The 18,584-nt window shown below is 46.2% G+C and carries 12 protein-coding genes; 5 read left to right on the top strand and 7 right to left on the bottom strand.

The window, feature by feature from the left end:
- Positions 1 to 175: 175 nt before the first annotated feature.
- The 3 genes from VA597_RS03945 to VA597_RS03935 all read right to left on the bottom strand — a co-directional run bounded on the left by VA597_RS03945 (position 176) and on the right by VA597_RS03935 (position 5,329).
- Positions 176 to 847 carry a hypothetical protein gene (locus tag VA597_RS03945; protein WP_326975237.1) on the bottom strand — a complete coding sequence of 224 codons (672 nt, stop codon included), beginning with the start codon at positions 845 to 847 and terminating at the stop codon, positions 176 to 178.
- A complete protein-coding gene (locus VA597_RS03940; protein WP_326975236.1) occupies positions 840 to 3,827 on the bottom strand; it encodes an HsdM family class I SAM-dependent methyltransferase in 2,988 nt (995 codons plus the stop codon). Before VA597_RS03940 ends, VA597_RS03945 begins: the two co-directional genes overlap by 8 nt.
- Before the next feature lie 212 nt (positions 3,828 to 4,039).
- Positions 4,040 to 5,329, bottom strand: coding sequence for an ATP-binding protein (locus VA597_RS03935; RefSeq protein WP_326975235.1), 1,290 nt, complete (start codon positions 5,327 to 5,329; stop codon positions 4,040 to 4,042).
- A gap of 179 nt (positions 5,330 to 5,508) precedes the next feature.
- Between VA597_RS03935 and VA597_RS03930 the strand changes: the two genes are divergently transcribed.
- The 4 genes from VA597_RS03930 (at position 5,509) to VA597_RS03915 (ending at position 8,373) form a co-directional block, all read left to right on the top strand.
- Positions 5,509 to 5,682: a hypothetical protein gene (locus VA597_RS03930; protein WP_326975234.1), complete on the top strand. Its 174-nt coding sequence runs from the start codon at positions 5,509 to 5,511 to the stop codon at positions 5,680 to 5,682.
- Between the two features lie 2 nt (positions 5,683 to 5,684).
- On the top strand, positions 5,685 to 7,244 hold the full coding sequence (locus VA597_RS03925; protein WP_326975233.1) for a recombinase family protein: 1,560 nt from the start codon (positions 5,685 to 5,687) through the stop codon (positions 7,242 to 7,244).
- A 224-nt stretch (positions 7,245 to 7,468) separates the two neighbouring features.
- Positions 7,469 to 7,951: a recombinase family protein gene (locus tag VA597_RS03920; RefSeq protein WP_326975232.1), complete on the top strand. Its 483-nt coding sequence runs from the start codon at positions 7,469 to 7,471 to the stop codon at positions 7,949 to 7,951.
- Positions 7,952 to 8,052: 101 nt separating this feature from the next.
- The gene (locus VA597_RS03915) at positions 8,053 to 8,373 is read left to right on the top strand and encodes a recombinase family protein (RefSeq protein ID WP_326975231.1); all 321 of its coding nucleotides are present in this window, start codon (positions 8,053 to 8,055) and stop codon (positions 8,371 to 8,373) included.
- Here VA597_RS03915 and VA597_RS03910 read toward each other — a convergent pair.
- From VA597_RS03910 to VA597_RS03895, 4 genes are all read right to left on the bottom strand, one after another.
- On the bottom strand, positions 8,322 to 9,602 hold the full coding sequence (locus tag VA597_RS03910) for a TIGR02679 family protein (protein ID WP_326975230.1): 1,281 nt from the start codon (positions 9,600 to 9,602) through the stop codon (positions 8,322 to 8,324). The two genes, VA597_RS03915 and VA597_RS03910, sit on opposite strands and share 52 nt — an antisense overlap.
- Entirely contained in the window at positions 9,603 to 12,608 is a 3,006-nt protein-coding gene (locus VA597_RS03905; protein WP_326975229.1) for an SbcC/MukB-like Walker B domain-containing protein, read from the bottom strand.
- A 1,018-nt stretch (positions 12,609 to 13,626) separates the two neighbouring features.
- Positions 13,627 to 14,790 (bottom strand): TIGR02678 family protein, encoded by a 1,164-nt coding sequence (locus VA597_RS03900; RefSeq protein WP_326975228.1) that lies wholly within the window; start codon positions 14,788 to 14,790, stop codon positions 13,627 to 13,629.
- Positions 14,783 to 16,273: a TIGR02677 family protein gene (locus tag VA597_RS03895; RefSeq protein ID WP_326975227.1), complete on the bottom strand. Its 1,491-nt coding sequence runs from the start codon at positions 16,271 to 16,273 to the stop codon at positions 14,783 to 14,785. The genes VA597_RS03900 and VA597_RS03895 overlap by 8 nt, the downstream gene beginning before the upstream one ends.
- Before the next feature lie 560 nt (positions 16,274 to 16,833).
- Between VA597_RS03895 and VA597_RS03890 the strand changes: the two genes are divergently transcribed.
- Positions 16,834 to 18,408 (top strand): recombinase family protein, encoded by a 1,575-nt coding sequence (locus tag VA597_RS03890; RefSeq protein WP_326975226.1) that lies wholly within the window; start codon positions 16,834 to 16,836, stop codon positions 18,406 to 18,408.
- Positions 18,409 to 18,584: the final 176 nt, after the last annotated feature.

The raw sequence follows: 18,584 nt of genomic DNA, 5'->3' as shown, positions 1-18,584 counted from the left end.
CGTTTTCGCCCAGTAAAAGGCCTGTCTTGTCACCGTAGATAGGCTTTCTGTTCGTTGCTGATCCGGTAACAAGCTCGCTTGTTCCTCCCTTGCGGTTACTTACCTCTCCGACGCGCCCATTTGGTTATTTTGATAGTTTGCTATACTCTCTAGTGCTTTTTGTATACAAAAATAATTATACGACAAAATTGAAGAATAAGTGATGAATAGTTATGCGGACCCCGTCTGACTTTCTCATATGTATGCTTCTATATTGTGGTTCCGTTGCCGACATTGTTCTAGTAATGTTCGTAGTGGGATTTTCTTTTAATAACTCTTTTTTCAACTGTTCTACAATATCAGGTATATTGCCAGAAAGCACGTATCCAATCATAGAAGCTTGAGAGGACTGTGAACCATAACGTCCAGAAGTAAAGTTGCATATGCCTGTTTCAATATAGCGCTTAATTTTGGGAAGGTTAAGAGTATATAGGTTTTTGCATTCTGCCCCAAAATAGCTATTAGCCGTATCCCAATCTCTAAAGCAAAAATCAATAGTTGGGGATTTCCTTCCTTTAGCTTTTTTAAATGTACTGTCTGCATACTGGTGATGCGGTACTAATTGGTTAAGACAGATACACGTGGCACGATTTCGTGCATCCCATATACGTTGTATCTTCACAAACCAATCTTGCGTAATATCGTCTTCCTCGGTGGATACTGAAATCACAGTAGATGGATCTTTTCTTAGCTCCTCATATCCCATCCATAAGACTGCAAGTATTTCATTCACGCCATCTATACCAATTTTATTTACTAAGTCAATAGGAACTGGGTTTGAGGCAGTGATGGACCTTATACTACTCATTATCACACCTCCAAGCTTTCATTATATCTGAGAAAATTTCATCAGCATCCCTGCATGCTGCAGAATAGTTCCAATACTTTTTTTGGGTAGGTTTAATAATATAGATCGAGTCTTTCCCATAAACACGAACATTTCTGCGAATAAATACATTCTGCCTTTTATCAAGTAACATTTCATCTAATCTGTGTAGTAAACTCTGGATTGCAACATTATCTCTATTCCATTTAGGAGTATCACCAGGGGGGCCATCAAGCGATAATAGTAAAACTGATAACGGAGACTGCCCTACAAAAAACTGGCTGGTTTGTATTACCCTCTTACCAAAAGTGTTTTGAAGTATCATATTAATGGTACTATTATACTGAATGTAGTCACCTTCATTTGGCCGAGAGAAAACAAAAGATTTATTTTTTGCAGTAAAGTAATCATACAAGTAATTAATTGCATCGTTTACAATCAAAATTTCATATGGTTCAAGATTATAAAGATTATATACGTATTCGTCGCGGATTTCTTCTGGTTCACCAGAAGAAATGCTATCATAAATCGCCATGGCTTGTTCCAACTGATGTGTGGTGGGCTTAGGAATTGGGGTTGTTCTTATGTCTCCTGCCTCCAATTCATCCCGTTCCACGAGCCAACGCCTATTTGTCATTAAATGATAGTACGAAAAAACTTTTGAACCAATAATCAGGCTAAGATACTTGAGTAGAGCAGCATCTCCATGTATACCCAAAAAGCTATGGTTAAAAAGCGCGTCATAATCCAGCACGACGGATAAAAAGTGTGTTTTTTTATGACTTTGCTTAATGATCAAATGAGGAGCCTTGTAAACCTCACGATTTTTATCAGTTGAAACCTGAAATCTATTAAAGTCAACTTGAGGTAAATCTTCTTTAGAGATATAGTATTCTCCAAAATTATCCACCGTAATGTGTGGCATCCCAATAAAATCATTGCATGTCTTGGCTCCATTACCAATATTGTATCCTTCGGCGCTTTTCATGCCAAAATCACCTAAAAATTTTTTAAGTGTGCAAAAACTGCTTTGTATTTTATCTATTAGCTCAAGATCTCTAGGCCCACCCCACATTGCAATTTTCCAGATGCGATCATCGCTAACAATATCCCTTGGTATCCTACAGATGTCGTTAGGCTCTATTGTAAACTTCCGTATATCTTCTATTGTATAGAGAGGCTTTGGAGTGCAATAAAAGATTGGGACGTTGTCAACATTTTTATGCGGTCTATAAATAACCCCTACGGCTGGCCCGCTAGCATGATCAAAAAGAAATTTTCTATATATGGAAAAATTAATAATTACTATAACGTCATTAGCATTAAAAAAATCAGTGCGATATTTTTTGCTTTTATTTGACCTATTGAAAAGAAAACCTTTGCTTGGCAGTAATAAACACACTATCCCATTGTCTTTACAAATATCGGAGCATTTCAACGAAAACGCTTGGGCTATTTGTTTATCCCCAACCGTTTTCTTATGTTCATTAATGTACTGATCCGCCAATTCAGTCATTTGACTTTGCCAAGGCGGATTGCCAATAACTATATCATAATTATGCGTATTGAATACAGCATCCTTGTCAAAGAAATCGCTTATAAATAAGTTCTTTTGAGTCAGATTTGGAAATGAAAGGGAATCCCATATGCTTTTAGGGTCAAGGAAATCACATATAGCGAGACTCAAACTGAACGATGCAACTCTAACCGCTTCTTCATTAAGATCAACACCAAATATGCAATTCTCCAACAGCGCTGTTAATTCATTATTTGAAATTGATGTTTTGCTATTGCTATGCATCCACCGACAAACTAATCTACGATATGCTTCAACTAAAAAAATCCCAGAGCCGCAGGAAGGATCCAAAAAAGTTACTGGTGAAAATGCACCTTCCCATGGGTACACTTCGTCCATTAACATATCTACTAAATGAAGCGGTGTGTAGTAGGTTCCCTTATCATCATCATTATCTGACAAATGAAAAAACAGTTCATAAATACTGCTAATTAGTTGTATTGGAATTACATCAAAGCTATAAAGAGGCCATAATGCTAGTTGTTGACTTTCAAGTTCTGTATCACCCAACAGAAACAAGCGAAGCATTTTTAGATCATCTTCGTTAACAATGTCTAATTCATCAGCAACTAACGGTAACATATCACCATTAAATTTATCTTTTAGGCAATCAAATAATCTATAGGTCGCTTCTTTGCTAGTCAATACATCTGTATAGCAGTTAGCTTGATCAAGAAATTGAGAATAAAAACCGATTGGAAAAACTGAATCACTATTTGAATCTTTCCTTTCTTCTAGATATTTTATTAAAATGGAACGACTAAGCAAAGCGTGGACAATAGAAATAACATTAATGTTTTTTTGCTGTTCTTTATTTAATCTCTTGTTAATTTTTTGAATTAGGGTTCTCCGCATTATTTTTAAGTTGTTCATTAGTGTAACATCAACACGTGCTTTGCTGTCAAATCGTATATTGCTTGTGCGCCAGAAATCGCCACTTTCAAGTTGGATACGGTTGTAATGTATTAACTGCTGACGTTGAGATTCTAAATCCGTAGCCAATTTTATTGTTCTAATCAGACCAGCTTTGGGGTCTAAACTTCCATCTTTTTTTCGAGGCGTTTTGTAATTGTTGAATATCTTTAGTTCATCAGGTGTTACTACAAATAGAAGAGGGGCCTCACCTAAGTTCCATGCTAAACGATGCAAAGTCGCTACTTTATCAGCATCATATTTATCCATAGCAGAAAAATAAATCAGTGGAATCTTGGGAATTCCATCCGGATCGCGTAAAAAATATACTGCATCAATACCAATTTTGTCCTGAACTTGTTTAAAAAATAATTTTTGATATATTGTCATATCAGATAATGAATCCTTAATTGCCAATCCATTTTCGGGACTAATGTCTAAAGCAGTGAATATGCTGCCAAGATTATTGTTCATCTGAAATGCCTCCTCCTTAAGCTGGAAAACAACGGAACCATATAGGAGAAATGAATGGTATAGTGCTTATGATTAAATTAATGCTTGTTACGGCGAAATAGGCTAAAAATCTAGCCAAATGCGTCTGCAAATCAGTGGATACTCGCCATTTGATTGCTATTATGAAGAGCACTACTATTACAGTATTGATTGAATCAAGGACCGTTCTTTAATTAAATCGTTTCAATCGCCCAAAGCGGCAGATTCAACAGCCAGTCTTCTTTCTTGTAATCCGCCATGGACGTGCGAATTGACAGTTTGGGTTGGAACTTTTCTCGGTAGACCTTCAGGCTTTTGGCCTGCAGATTGGCCTCGGCCTTGACTTCAATGGGAATGATGTCGCTGCCGTTGTCAATGATGAAATCCACTTCGGCCATACCGCGCTCAGCGGTCCAATAATAAGTCTGGACATCTTTCAATGTCTTAAGCTGCTGAAGAACATACTGCTCTGTCAACGCGCCCTTGAATTCTTTGAACAAATCGCTCCCGTCCAAGAGCGTTTGCTGGCGTAACCCCGTCATACAGGATAGAAGACCTATATCTACTAGAAACAGCTTAAAGGCTTTCAAGTCCTCATAAGCTTTCAACGGAAAATTTGGTGTCATGACCCGCTGCACCTTGTGGACAAGCCCGCAATCGGTCAGCCAGAGCATGGCAAGTTCATACTCCTTGGCTCTGGCACCCTCTTTGATCAGGCCGTAAATGAACTTTTTATTTTCTTTGGCAAGTTGGGCAGGAATGCTGTTCCACAGCATCCGGATACGCGGAACCACTTCATTGGGAGCATGTTTTGAAAAATCTTGTTCATAGGCGGATAGAATGCGTTGCTGAATTTCACGGGCCTCATTAAAATCTTTGTTCTCCGAAAAGTTCAGTACGACCTCCGGCATACCGCCGACATAATAGTAATGCTTCAGCAGATCCACATACTCCTGTTTAAATGTCGTAGCCATTTCAAAATCACTATTTTGCAGGAGCTTCACATACTGTTCTTTGCCCATAGCCTGCATGAACTCGAAAAAGGACAAGGGGTAAAGATCGAGAAATTCCACCTTTCCTACGGGAAACGATGTTCCTTGATGCAGCGCCACGCCAAGCATGGAGCCGGCACAAACGATCTGATACTGCGGGGCGTTTTCATTAAAATATTTCAGGGAGGTCAGTGCCTTGGGTACCTCCTGGATTTCATCAAAGATAAGCAGGGTATTTTCAGCGTCAATCTTATGAGCGGCATAGAGCTCAAGCCCGGTAATGATCCGCTCAACGTTGAGGTCACCGTCAAAAAGCGTCTGCATCCGGCTGTTATTGTCAAAGCTGATATAGACCGTCTCTTTGTAGGCGGTCTTTCCGAATTCCTTCATCAGCCAGGTCTTGCCGACTTGGCGCGCCCCTCGGATAATGAGGGGCTTTTTATTTTTCTTGCGCTTCCAGATCAGAAGGTTTTCCATGGCAACACGGTACATACAGTATCACCTCATATCATTCCATAACTTAGTATAGCACATGATTACAAAGAATCAAACGACTTTTTGAAAAATATCTGCATTTATACAAGCGATAAGATGGGGTGACCGTTCTTGCTACAATACCATATATTTAAAAGAGCCATTCACGCTCTCAATTCCGCTAAAAGGAGGTGGCGATGATGAAAACCTGGGAAGAGATAACCAAAGATGGATATGTCATTCAGGGCAAGCAGAAGAATGTAGCTGTAAAGCAGATGAAGCCGACATCCGACAATCTGGGTGAACTGATCAAATCGATCCTTACAAATTCGTATGTTGACAGCGTACTCCAAGAAAGAGAGAAGGTGTAAATATGCAGACACGAGTTTACTGCCTGTATCGTGTATCCACAGTAAAACAAGTAGATTTCAACGATGCGAACGAACCGGATCTTCCCATGCAGCGAAATGCCTGCCATGCGTTCGCGGATAGAATGGGGTGGTCCATTATCCATGAAGAGCAGGAGACCGGAGTCTCCGGTTTCAAAGTCAGCGCCGACCGGCGCGATAAACTGCAGCTAATCAAGAAGCGTGCTGCGCAGGGTGAATTTGATGTGCTTCTGGTTTTCATGTTTGATCGTATCGGGAGAAAAGCCGATGAAACACCATTTGTCGTAGAATGGTTTGCTCGAAACGGAATTCGGGTCTGGAGTGTACAGGAAGGAGAGCAGCGGTTTGACAGCCATGTCGACACTCTGCTGAACTACATCCGCTTTTGGCAGGCAGACGGTGAAAGCCAAAAAACCTCTGTTCGTACGAAGGAAGGAATGCGTCAGCTGATCCTTAGCGGCGGATACCGGGGTGGAACGGTGCCGTATGGCTACCGCCTTGAGCCTACCGGAAAATTCAACAAACGAAAACGGGAAATATCCAAGCTGATCATTGACGAGAATGAGGCTGCCGTAGTCCGTAAAATATTTGAACTTTGCGTTTCTCATGGATTTGGTCGTCTTCGAACCGCTATTGAACTCAATCGGCTTGGCTTCCGAAATCGAAAGGGTGAAACCTGGAAGGAAGCGGCCATAGCGCATATTCTTCATAATCAGACTTATATTGGAATGTTGCACAGTGGAGAAACGATATCGGCACCTTTTGGAGAGCTGGCTATTGTTGATCGCGATATCTTTAATCATGCTCAACAAATTCTTCTTGACCGTCAATGCGAACAGCACTCGGTGCCCATGAATACAAAGGGTCGAGCGCTGTTGTCAGGAAACGTATTCTGTGGACATTGCGGCGGCCGTCTGGTGCTGACGACGAATGGGAAAACAGTATATCTGGCCAGCGGAGAAAAAAAGGGAGTCAAAAGAATCCGATATATCTGCTATAACAAATCCCGAAAAAATTGCGAATGTGAGGGACAGACCGGATATACCTCACATATTTTGGATGAACTGGTAGATTCGGTTGTCAGAGAACTGTTGGATCAACTCGGATTTGTGGATGAAAAGCGTCTGTTAAGCGATATTCATCTGAGGTCCGAACGTCAGCTGAATGAAAAAATACGGCTTGCATCCCAGAGGCTCAGAGAAGCTGAAGAGGAATACGAAATCTTAAAGCCGGAGATTTTAAAGACGCTGAAAGGAGCGGGGGAATTCCCTGTAGAACTTTTATCCGATATGGTCCGGGATGCTCAGGAAAAAGTTCAGCGTGCCGAAATGCAGCTGAACCTTCTGAAATCAGAGCGAAAGCTCTCCAAAGATCGGGCTAATACAGATTTGAAACATTTTAAAAAGGTCAAATGGGGGGATTTATATGAAACAAGCAGGCCAGAGGTTAAGAAGATGATCGTCAACTATCTGATTCGGCGTATTTATGTTTTCCGCGGCTATTCGATTTGCATGGAAGTCAACAGCCTAATAGCCGTCATTTGAAGCAGGCTCGTTTCATAAGGGGGTATTGCTTGTCCGGGAGCGCGGTATGCTGGCATGCGGGAAAACAAATAAATGGTTGTATCGTCAAAATTCTGTTTTTACTTTCATTGTATAAATTTCATAAATTATATCTCAGGCTGCTAAAATAGCGGCCTGAGATTTTTTATATATAATATCATAGCGGCAGAACATGCTTTGCAGATAAAAAGGCGTTTAGCAGTAAAATGTCGACAGAACAATGTAAAATTGAAAGGATGATTAAAATGCCAAAATCACGTAAGAAAAATGTTTGCTGCCTGTATAGAACGAAAGCATTTTCGAAGGTATTCACACCGGAGATGGAGATGCAGCGCATGGCCTGCCATAACTTTGTCGAGAAACAAGGCTGGTTGCTCCTCCGAGAATTCTGGCAAGAAGAGGCGCCAAACGATACTGCTGCTCTTCAGACTGACGATGCACTTCTGGAGCTTCGGGCAGGCGCCATTAAAAAAAGTTTCGATGTTCTGTTGATATATGAATTGAATCGGCTGGGAAGAACGCCATATGAATCCCCGTTTGCAGCAGAATTTTTTGATAGATGTGGGATAGAGGTTTGGACAGTAAGAGTTGGCAAGCAAGATTTCGTCGAATTCCGAGAATGGATAGCAAGAGTGAAAAATAGCCGGACAGGAGAACAGTCCGGCATTTTTTATTCCTGTGAAACATAATATTTAGAGAAGTCTTTAAAAGTAAAACAATTTGGTTATAATTCGTAAAATATCAAGATTTAAGTAGCCGCCGAATACAGTGAGGGAGAGGAGCCGTTATCATGACTCGAATTTGCAAAAAGCGTGCTTGGTTGTATTGCCGTGACGAGGGCAAAGAAAGAGCAGCAGCCAAACGCATAGTCTCTGAACAAGTTTCTGTGATAGGCGTTTCTCACTGCCAGAAAGAAAACAGCATATTCCCGCATAGTGGCTTAATACCGGCTTTGCATGCGGCTATCCGGGGAGATATCGATATTCTAATAGCGGAGAATTCAGAGCGTTTAGGGCAAGATATCATTCAGACGCAAGAATTTAAGGATATTTTTGAAAGTTACGGCGTCTCCATCAGATCTTTTAACATTGCAGGCAGCAATAATTCTTGATAGCCGGCATAACCCTTTTTTAAAATAGCTACCGCCGTTTCGTTTAGCGCTTTATGGGACAAGCCATGCAGGTTTCGTATGCTGATTTCACCCAACTCTTTTTCAGAGCATGCAGCAGCGTAGTCTTTGGAGGACATGTGCCACAGTTCTAACAAACCCGGATAGCGGGCAGTTAAGCGATCCGCTATAGACAGCCCCCCACCGTCAAAGTCGCCAGAATAGTGAAATGTTGTGCCTGACACTGCCAGCATATCCAATAACCGAAGCACAGCCACCTGAAGCTGTCCTGAAGTACAGATTAATGGAGAATGGAATTCACTTGCATGGTCACAGAGCTGAGAGAAAACCATCTGGTTTTCGACCAGGTAAACATGGCCTGACGGACTGGATGCCGCGGACAAATTCGCCAAATTTGTAAGTGTCAGCGTACAAACCTCGTAGGACTGCCGAAAGTACTGATAGGCGGGATGCTCTTCTTCCCCTGCACTGAGAATCAGCCCTGATTGGGTCACGGAACTGGAAATGCTATCACACAGGATGCCAGCTTTGTAATAAAGCATATCTCTCTGTTCCGCATCTGAAGGGAAATGCACCGCCTGAGAAAATGCCAGCAAATGCAGCAATAGTTTCCCCGCCAAGGTATTGCTGTCTAAAGCATGCGGGTCGGAAGTGACCCGGGCACTAAGCACGGCCAAGCGAATGAATTCTCCCGCATGTTCTTCAAGCCACGCTGCGCTTTTGCAAGCATGTGTCAAGGCAGACGCGGCCTCGCCGGACTCCAAACTCCTCCGTACCAGCGCATACCCGCCTGACCGGGCCTCCAGCAACGAACGGAGCCACCGGCGGCAGGTTTGATTCTCCACCTCATCGCTGACCCTGCTTATAAGCTCAGCCAGAGAGTGCGCTTTTTCCCTATGTTCCTCCCGACGGGTCAAAATTTGAGTCCCAAAGTATGCTTCCAGCAGTTCTGGCAGGGATATTCCCTGGTAGGGTGTGGCTTGGAGGGCCGCTTCAAACTCTTGGAGCTTGAATTTTAAAGGATTGGAAAACGGACGGCCAAATATGGCACGGGCTGCCTGGCACTCATCATCAGTGGCATCTTTTAGGCATATCTGGCCACCTACGCGCCCAAGTCCCCGATATTTCCGGAGCATCTCATCCATAATCCGTTGATAGGCCGGACGTTCTGCAAAATAAGCTGCACAGGCTTCGGCATCCAATTTTCTCACCTATCCTTCCAAGAGCGTTCTTTCTGTTCCATTCCATCGGTAACGTAATATGGTAACGACCTGAGCGTTACCGGGTCGATGGAATTCGGCGATATCAAGGCTATGAACACATGAATAGCATCCCCACAGAGATTGTGAGTTCATAATGTAATCGAAGTCCAGGCTGTGTACCAGATCAAACATCGCCCCTATGTTTTTATCGTCAACCCCCGCAAAAGCTTCGTCCAAGGCCAGAAGCATCGGACAGCAGGAGCCCGCTTTTTGATACTGCGCCGATACGGCCGCAAATTGGGGCAAATAGATGGCCATAGCCTTTTCTCCGCCGCTGAACGTGTTGAAGCTGCGGTCAGTCAGCTCACGTTTCGTTTCACCTTTTCTCTGATAGTAAAGCTGAAATTCATACCAGGTACGATAATCCAATACATCTCGAATTAGATCTGCGTAGTTTACCGCTTCTTCACGCGTCTCTGCATCCTGGCGCGCTTTTTTTATTTTTGCTCGAAAATGAGAGGAAACTCGCTGGCTATCCTCGCGCGTCAAAAGCGCCCGATCCTTATTGAGAAGCATGACCAGCTGGGCAGTGTCAAGCTCCTCTGTGCCTTCGGCTTTCTTTGCTTTCCAATCCAGACTGAAGGTCAGTCCCATTGAGGTATCCAGCAGCTTCATCAAAGCACTCATGTCCAGACTCCACTGCTGGCTTTCTTCAATACGGGCACGGAGCTTATAGCTAATGGTATCTGTAAGGATATCTTCAAACAGTTCCCTGTCCTTCTGCTCAAGTACTACTTCAGTCAGCTCAATATCTTTTTTTAATTCCTCAATAAAATTGTATAGGGATAGCTCCTTACCATCTTTCTGCAATGTAATCACAAGACGCTGACGCAATACTCCGACCTGAGATGGCGCATCGAAAATGGTCTCGATTCTAGGCATATATTTTAACAAGGAATTATTGTGCTGCTGATAGTTGTTCTGTAATGATTCTCCCATTTTTTCAGGAGTCCGCTCACGATCCGCGGCCGGAATACCGCTTTGCGCCTGGCGGGCATATTGGGATAACGGAAGATCATCGCGCATAATGGAAAAGCCGAGTGACAAATCTTCGGAAAAATATTTCTCCAGGTCCTGCTCCGAAAACACGGAGGAAAGCAGGTCTTTATTCTGCCGCCCGACCTCCAGACCTGCGTTTTCAACCTTTACATTCAGGGCGGAAATATTAATTTCCGAATTGTTTTTGATGCCGCTCTGCTCGGCAATCTCACTTTCCAATTCTGAAATCATCCGGGCCCGCTCCTGATTTTCCGGCAGATTCAGAAACTCCTGAATCTGCCGGATTTTTGCGTCGGAAGCTGCCAGCATCCTTTTCTCCACAATCCCCTTTTTCTGCATCCCATCCGCAATATCCCGCTGTCCGTCAATGGTATCGGTCAGATCTGCAACGGATTGAATGAGATACCGCAGCTTATTCCAGTTCCCGTAGAGTTCAGATAAAAGATTACCATAATCGCCCGCGGTATCAGAGGCCTCCTCATAGGCATCTGCCGTCCTGGCATAAGGTAATTCCCGGCTCTTCTCCCGGCTCTCCTGTTCAAAGCGGGTAAGCTGACGTTTGGCCTCCTGTTCCGCGTCGGCTTTTTTCATTTGCTCTTCTTCCGCCCGCACGTTTTTTTGGCGGGCCTGTGCCAAAAGATCCAGCGCCTGATCCAGATCGATCGTCGTCGGCATAGCCGAACGCTCTTCGGCAAGTAGTTTTAAGCGGGAGCTGAGTGCATCGACCTCATTTTGTTTGGAATCCCGTTCCCGCTCCGCCGTGCGAAGCTGTTCTTCCAATGCGTGGATCTGCCGCTCTCTGTTGGCCCGTCTTGCGGCTGCACCCACAAAACCGGCAGAGGCTTCGGCATGACTATATCCCTGAATTACGCCGTTTCGAAATGAACCGTCCGGCAGCAACGCAGTGTCCGCGGTCAAATCCGAACAGGAAATCCCCAGCAAACACTGAGCGGCCACACTGCCGAAAGGAGACGACGCGTCCGCAACCAAAGATGTCACCGGATTTTCCACAGGGGTGCCCGGCATCAAAAAACGATCCGGATATTCCGCCAGCAGTTCTGTGAGCGACTGCCTATGCTCCTCTGATACAACCAGCGCATCCAGCAATCCGGCGTCATTCAGCTGAGCCTCCAGAAGGTCGCGCTCCTTCCCGGACAACTCCGGTCGGAAATCCACTGTCTCATAAAAAGGAACGCATGGGATTCCCTGCATAGCCAGGAAGATGCGAGTGGCTTCCGTCTGCGGGCTGCGCGGCGGCACGGGTTCCGGTTGACCGCGAACCCTGTCCAGGTCACGGCTTATTCTGTCCGCTTCCGACTGTGCTTCCCGCAGCGACTGCTCGGAAGATAGTTTTTCCTCCATCAGCTGCCCCTGCCGCCGGGAGTGGCAGTCATCGATCAGCTGCCTTACGGAACTCCAGTCTCCGGGGGACCGATATTGAGTCACAGCTTTCCGGAGAGTCAATAAATCGGGCTGAGAAAAGACCAGTTCCTGATTTGTGCTCTGCCGCGATAGTATGGCTTCGATGAGTCGATCTCTCTCCTCCTGATCCTGCTGTTCCGCATCGCGCAGCTCTCGCTTTGCCGCTTCTGTTGCGGCAAGAGCCTGGTCAAGAGCCTGGCATGCGATATCATAGCCAGCTTGTGCCTGCTGGACTTTCTGCAAACTTGCCAAAGCCTCGGAAATTAGCTTTTTCCTGTCATTCAGTGCTTTTTGAAGTGTTCGCTGGTCTGCATCGGTTGGGTGTCCGGCCTTCAGGCCGTCAGTATAATTCCGATGAGCATCCCCTAAGTCCAATATGCTGTTGTATTCATCCAGTCTGCGAACGTCCCCGCGCAGGCCGGCGCGCGCATCCTCTCGGATTTGCGTCTGTTCTCTGAGCTTAAGTTCATTTTTATCGATGTTGCATTGAATCGCTTCAAGCTGCCGCTCAGTATCGGAGTATTGCTGCTCCAATTGCTTCCGGCGCCCTTCCTCCGCTTCCATCTGACGGCGTTTTTCGGTGATATCGTCATTACCCATCGCCTCACGCCGGGCTTTCGCCTGTTCAAGACGTACATCCGCCTCTTCGCAGCGCGCAGTCTGCTCCAGTAATTCCGCCTTGCGGGTTTCCAACGTCTCCTGAGCATCTTTTAATGAGTTCCGCAGATGCTCCGTCCTGCTAAGCGCATTCAGATATGCCTGTCCCTTTCTGCCCAGAATAAATTGGTTGTAACGGGTATACTCGTTGCGGATCGTCATGGCGTCGCGCATTGCGGCGCGGTAGTCCTGTAATGTGTCTTCCAGATCGTCCATTCGTTCCATTGTGCTGACCATAGCCGACAGATCTTCGTCGGTCAGCACCTGCAGGGAATCATTAAGAACCTTTTTTACCTCAGAAGGGCGGAACGCCTCTTTGGAAAGTTTCGGGGCACGTACTTTGATCAGCAGCTGAATGAGCTGATCATATTGACGAATATCCCGGAATTGAAATACGCGGTCATTGACCAGCTGTTTATAGGCGCCCGGACTTTCCGCCCAGTTATCACTGTCACCCAGCAGATTCTTTAATTTTTGCTTGCTCAAAGGAATCCGCTGATTGCCGACAGTTTGATAAAGCTGAACTTGCGACGGAAGGATCCTTCTCCCATCGCACAGGCAAAAACCCCAGAAATCAATATTCTTTCCTTTTTGTGCCCGCATTCCAACGCCGATGGTAAGATATTCTTCCAGCCCTTTTTTCTTGAATTCCAAGTATAGATAGCCGGTGGATTCCTCCCGCTCGCCGTCTCCCAGCAGGTAAAAATCCATTCGCCTGTCTCGTGACCCAAACGGATCCAAGCGTTCGGGACTTTTGTTACCGTCCAGCAGAAAGGGAATAAAACTCTGTGTTGTGATGGACTTGCCGGAAGCATTGGCGCCGCGCAGTAAAATATGCCCGTCTTCAAGGTCAAATTCTTCCACGTCATAGAGCCAGAAATTCACGAATCCAAGCCTATGCATTTTCCATCGATCCATCCTCCTGCGCCCCTTTCCGGTTTCCGCTGAAACCTTTTATAAAGTTGCCGGTCCACTTACCGGCCGCGGGACAAATCAACAGATCATCACCATGGTCTTCAGCAATCATCCAGCCTTCCATATATGCAAGCAGCTCCTGATAAAGCTTGTCTGGAGAAAGCTCGCGAAGCTGCTTGCCCCAGCCGCTTCCGCCGCTTTCTCTGCATGTATTCACCATGTGCCGGAATTCGCGATGCGTCAGGACAATCATGTCATCCTCACGCCGGTCAATCTCCCCGCGCGTTACCCGTTCACGGATGAGCGAGCATAAAAGAAGGACCACATCTGAGAGTGCTAAATTTCTGGGATGGCAAACGCCAAAAGGGGAATCTTCATTGAACACAAAAAAGGCCCCGTTTTTGTGGATATGCAATTCTCCGCCCAGAGCATCGTCCAGGTTTTTCTCAAGCCACTGCCGCTGATTTTTGACATACTCGTAATCAGCCCGATCCCCCTCCGACCAGTAAAGCGCGGGAGCCAAGGCCAGCTGGCGATAGACGCGGTTAATCCGCTGCCGCCCCCGTTCGCCGTCCTCACCCCAGGAAAAAGCCTCGAAATCCTGGGCGGTCAGGCAATCCGAGATGTCCCGGCCAAAGTGAACGGGAAAATGCCGGGACAGCCCGGTGTTTTCATAGAGCACTTCCTGGTCCTGCTTGTTCCCAAAGCCTTCGCTGTTTCCATCATAGACCACAAGCAGTCCCATGTTCTGCACATACAAAAGAACCCGGACCAGAGACTTCCGATGGATATATTTCGTCCAGTCCACAGGGCAGAACTCGGCCATATAGGTTTCAATGGCTTCGGTCAGAGACGAAAGCAAAAACTGCTCTCCGTCATCCAGATCCTCCAAATAGAGAAGCAATGCGCAAAGCAAACAATAATCCATGGTGTCGGTAAAGCTCTCTATCCCCATCCATGGCATCGACCGGGGCGGCACCTTTTCCAATTTAATGACGGATTCATTGACAATGAGATTCCAGCCCAAAAGCTCATTAACGAAACGGCGGTACTGCGGCAGAGCACGTTTCACATCAAAATAAAGCTGTTTGTCCTGACTCTTGATAATCCAAAACCGATCCAGAAGAGAACGCAGTTCATCCATACGCTTTACCCTCAAAAACCAGGACATAGTCCGGCATCGTCAATATCCCATCCGTACAGGGAAGCCGGCAGTTCCCGTCCCCTCTTTGCTTCAATGAGAAAGTCTGCCCATACTCCGTTCGTCTCCGATGATCCTGACTGAGATTGGCCGCGGCTACCCAGGACAGAAAAATATTTCTGATATCCGGTGTGAGGGGAGTTTTCATCGCGCTGAAATCCAAAATCCCGTCTTTGATATAACCTTCCACAAGCCGGCGCAGCCTGTGCTGTTCTTCAAGAATCAACTGGCGCTGTATTTTTTTATCCTCCGATTTGTCGGAAAAACTGCTTTTGTCTATCCTGGGCTTGTAAGTACGCACGCGAGGCTGAACAGCATATTCCATCGGAGGTTCATCATAGGTGCTGATGTCAATCCGCTCGGTATCGCGCGGTGCGTTGACGCAAAAATGTCTGACTTCCTGGGCTCCAAACACCTGAGAAGAAAGCCGGTGTGCTTCTTTTAGATTCTCGCATCCGGCAAAGAGAGAAAGCAGCCGACGAATTTCCGCTTTTTTGCTGACGCCCATATTTTGCATCTGTACCAAAAGAGCCGCGTTTTGCACAATCCTGCGGATGATTTCGTTCGTAACCTCCATAACTTGATTGGAAGTGGAATTTTCTCCGACAAACCAATGAACCAAAGACTGCCACACGCCCTTGTCCTGTTTTAGAAGATCTGTTTTCCAGTCGGGGCTTTGTTCTGACTGCGGCCGTGGCAGATCCAATTGGCTTTGATGCACAAGCCCCACAATATGCTCTGCCTGTTCTGGCGGAATAGCTTCCAGCTGGGCCGCTATCTGGGCAGAGCTGCTCTGCAAATCCTGAATAAACTCTTCCAAATAGCGAATCAAGCGTTGCTTGTGAGTGATAAAAGCGGTGGACTTCATGCTTTTTTCAGCAGTGGGTCCATAAAATTCCCGCAAATAATCCTGATGGTTCTGGCTCAGGCGGCTAAAATCTTCCTGAAGATCCTGCCACCATGCGACGATTTCTTTTTGAGACAATTCATCCAAACGGGTTGCCGTACTTAGCGCATCATGGATTCGCCGGAATGCGCTGAAAGACAGGCCTGCTGTCCGGGTATGGAGGTTTTCCAGGGTAATGGTCATCCGCTCGATTTCCAGCGCTATCTGGGACATCATATACTGAAATTGCCTGTTCTTAAAATCAGCTACCGTATAGACTTTATGCGGATCCTGAATCGGGGTCAGGTTTTTCCAATTGACCAGCTGATCCAGATCCACCGTCAACTGTTCCGGTGAATATTGGGCGAAAATGGTGTCTTCATGAAGCTGAACCAAGATCGATTCCTTGTCCAGCTGATAATGCATTTTCTGATATTCCAAATAGAATATGCGCATGATGGCCCTGTATTGGATATAGTGATCGGCAGACAAGTACTTTGTCTGAGAAATGCTGTCCAAAAGTGCGGCCTGAAACGCCACTTTGAATCCCACCTTTCTGATTGACCATTGGAATGGGGCAGAATGAGGTATGCTTTTCTCTAAACCTATAGTAAAAACTCTGCAATCAAGCAGAGTCTTTTACACTCCCTGACATTTCGACATTTTTCTTCTTAAATTGTACAGCAGGAAGAAAAAACTGTCAATTCAAACGGCAGGCAAAACAAAAAGCTTATTTCCATATGCCAGCCACCTCAAATTTTTATTCATATTTGTGTAAGCTTGGCCCTATGCGCAACAGGACATAGCACTGAAAGAAACAGCCTCCGGTGCTTTTTCTTTTATGGACACGCAGAAAAATTTCCGCCTGCGCATATCTATAAAACATAGTTCTGGAGGAGGTGTTTGACATGAGCGCCCATAACATATCTGTGGATTGCCGTTATGCGCAGGACGGGGACGACTTTCGGATTTTGCTGTTCCAATCGTTCCGCTTTTTTCTCGAAAGAGAGCTTAAAAATAACAATTTCAGACTTGCTTTCTCAAAAGCGGCCCGCCTATCATGTCCATGATGAATGGTCGCTTATTTCCGGAGGTATGACATGTACCTGGAAATAAGCAACCCGATGGACTATCATGTGGGACTGTACATCAGACTTTCAAGGGAGGATGAAAGCGAAGGACAATCCGAAAGCGTAACCAATCAGCTGTCCCTGCTTACCGCTTTCGCGAAAGAGCACAAGCTGTGCGTGTTTGATACCTATATTGATGACGGATGGAGCGGAACAAACTTCGACCGTCCTGCCTTCCAGCGCATGATTGCGGATATTGAAGCAAAAAAGGTCAATATGGTGATTACCAAGGACCTGTCCCGTCTCGGCCGCGATTATATCATGACCGGCCATTACATGGAGCGGTATTTTCCGGAAAACCGGGTCCGCTACATCTCCCTGCTTGATGGAATCGACACCGGAATTGAGAGTACGGCAAACGACATTACACCTTTTCGCGCCATCATGAACGACATGTACGCCAAGGACATCTCCAAAAAGATCAAGAGCGTCAAGCATGACAAACAGCGCAAGGGGCTCTTTATCGGAGGGAAACCGCTTTACGGTTACAAAATGGCGGAGGAAAAAAATAAAATTGTGATTGATGAAGAGGCGGCCCCCGTGGTGCGGCGCATCTTCGGCATGGCGCTGGAGGGGCTGTCCTGCCGCCAAATTGCAGCCCGGCTCAATGTGGAAAAAGTGCCGACGCCGGCAACTTATGCCGGACTGAATCAAGGACGTACCGGACCATACGCCGGAATGTGGAGCAGCGAGCGAATTTCCGACATGCTCCAAAATGAGACGTATATTGGTAACATGGTGCAGGGGCGCTCCAAGAAGATCAACTACAAGTCGAAGAAATGCGTCCGTCAGCCGCGGAAGAACTGGATTGTGGTAGAGGGCACTCACGAGCCTTTGATCGACCGGGAACCCTTTGATAAGGTGCAGCAGCTATTGGGAAGCCGTAAGACCACCCGTTCACGGACCTACGATTTTTTGCTCAAGGGACTCATCTACTGCCACGAATGCGGTTATCCGCTGGCCGTCATCAACCGTCCAAACGCAAGAGGCGAAGACTGCCTTTACTTTGTTTGCCGCACCTACCAGCGCTTCACAAAGGCCGGTGTTTGCACCTGCCATTCCATCAAGGAACAGACCGTCACACAAGCTGTGATCAAAAAGGTACGGGAAGTCTGCGAGAACTATGTGCGGACTGAAGAGCTCCTTCCTACGGCGGAAAAGGCAGTAGAGGAAGCCAATCAGGCGAACCGCCAAGAGCAGGAGGCCGCAGCGCTCAAGGTGAAAATTAAGAGCCTGACGGTGCACCTTGACCGGATGTATATGGATCGTCTGTCCGGAATTCTGGAGGAGCAGGACTTTGAACGCATTTATCAGAGAGCCAAACAGGAGCGGGCAGCGTTGGAACAGAAACTGTCCGGTCTGGAGGCACCCACGTATGAGCCGGAAAAGCAGAAGAAACTGGCCCGCGAACTGGTGAACCGTTTTGTCGACGGCGCGTGGTCAAACCGGGAGGTGCTCGTCAGCCTGATTGAGCGGGTCGAACTGACCGAGGACAAACATATTATCATTCATTTTCGCTTCCGTCAGCTGGAAGCCTTTTCTTAGAGCCAATCGCTTACAATAGGCGATACGAACAGTATCGCGTATCGAAAAGAAATCGCTCGCAGCGCTAAATAAGCGCTTCAGTAAATGACACTGCGGCGCCCGGCAAAAAACCGGGGCAGTCCCCCAAATGAGAAAGCCGCCGGCCCGAATTCGGGCCGGCGGCTTTCTGAGTTTCT

Source organism: Caproicibacter sp. BJN0012, from assembly GCF_035986805.1.
Lineage (GTDB): Bacteria > Bacillota > Clostridia > Oscillospirales > Acutalibacteraceae > Caproicibacter.
This window is presented reverse-complemented; position numbering and strand designations above follow the sequence as displayed.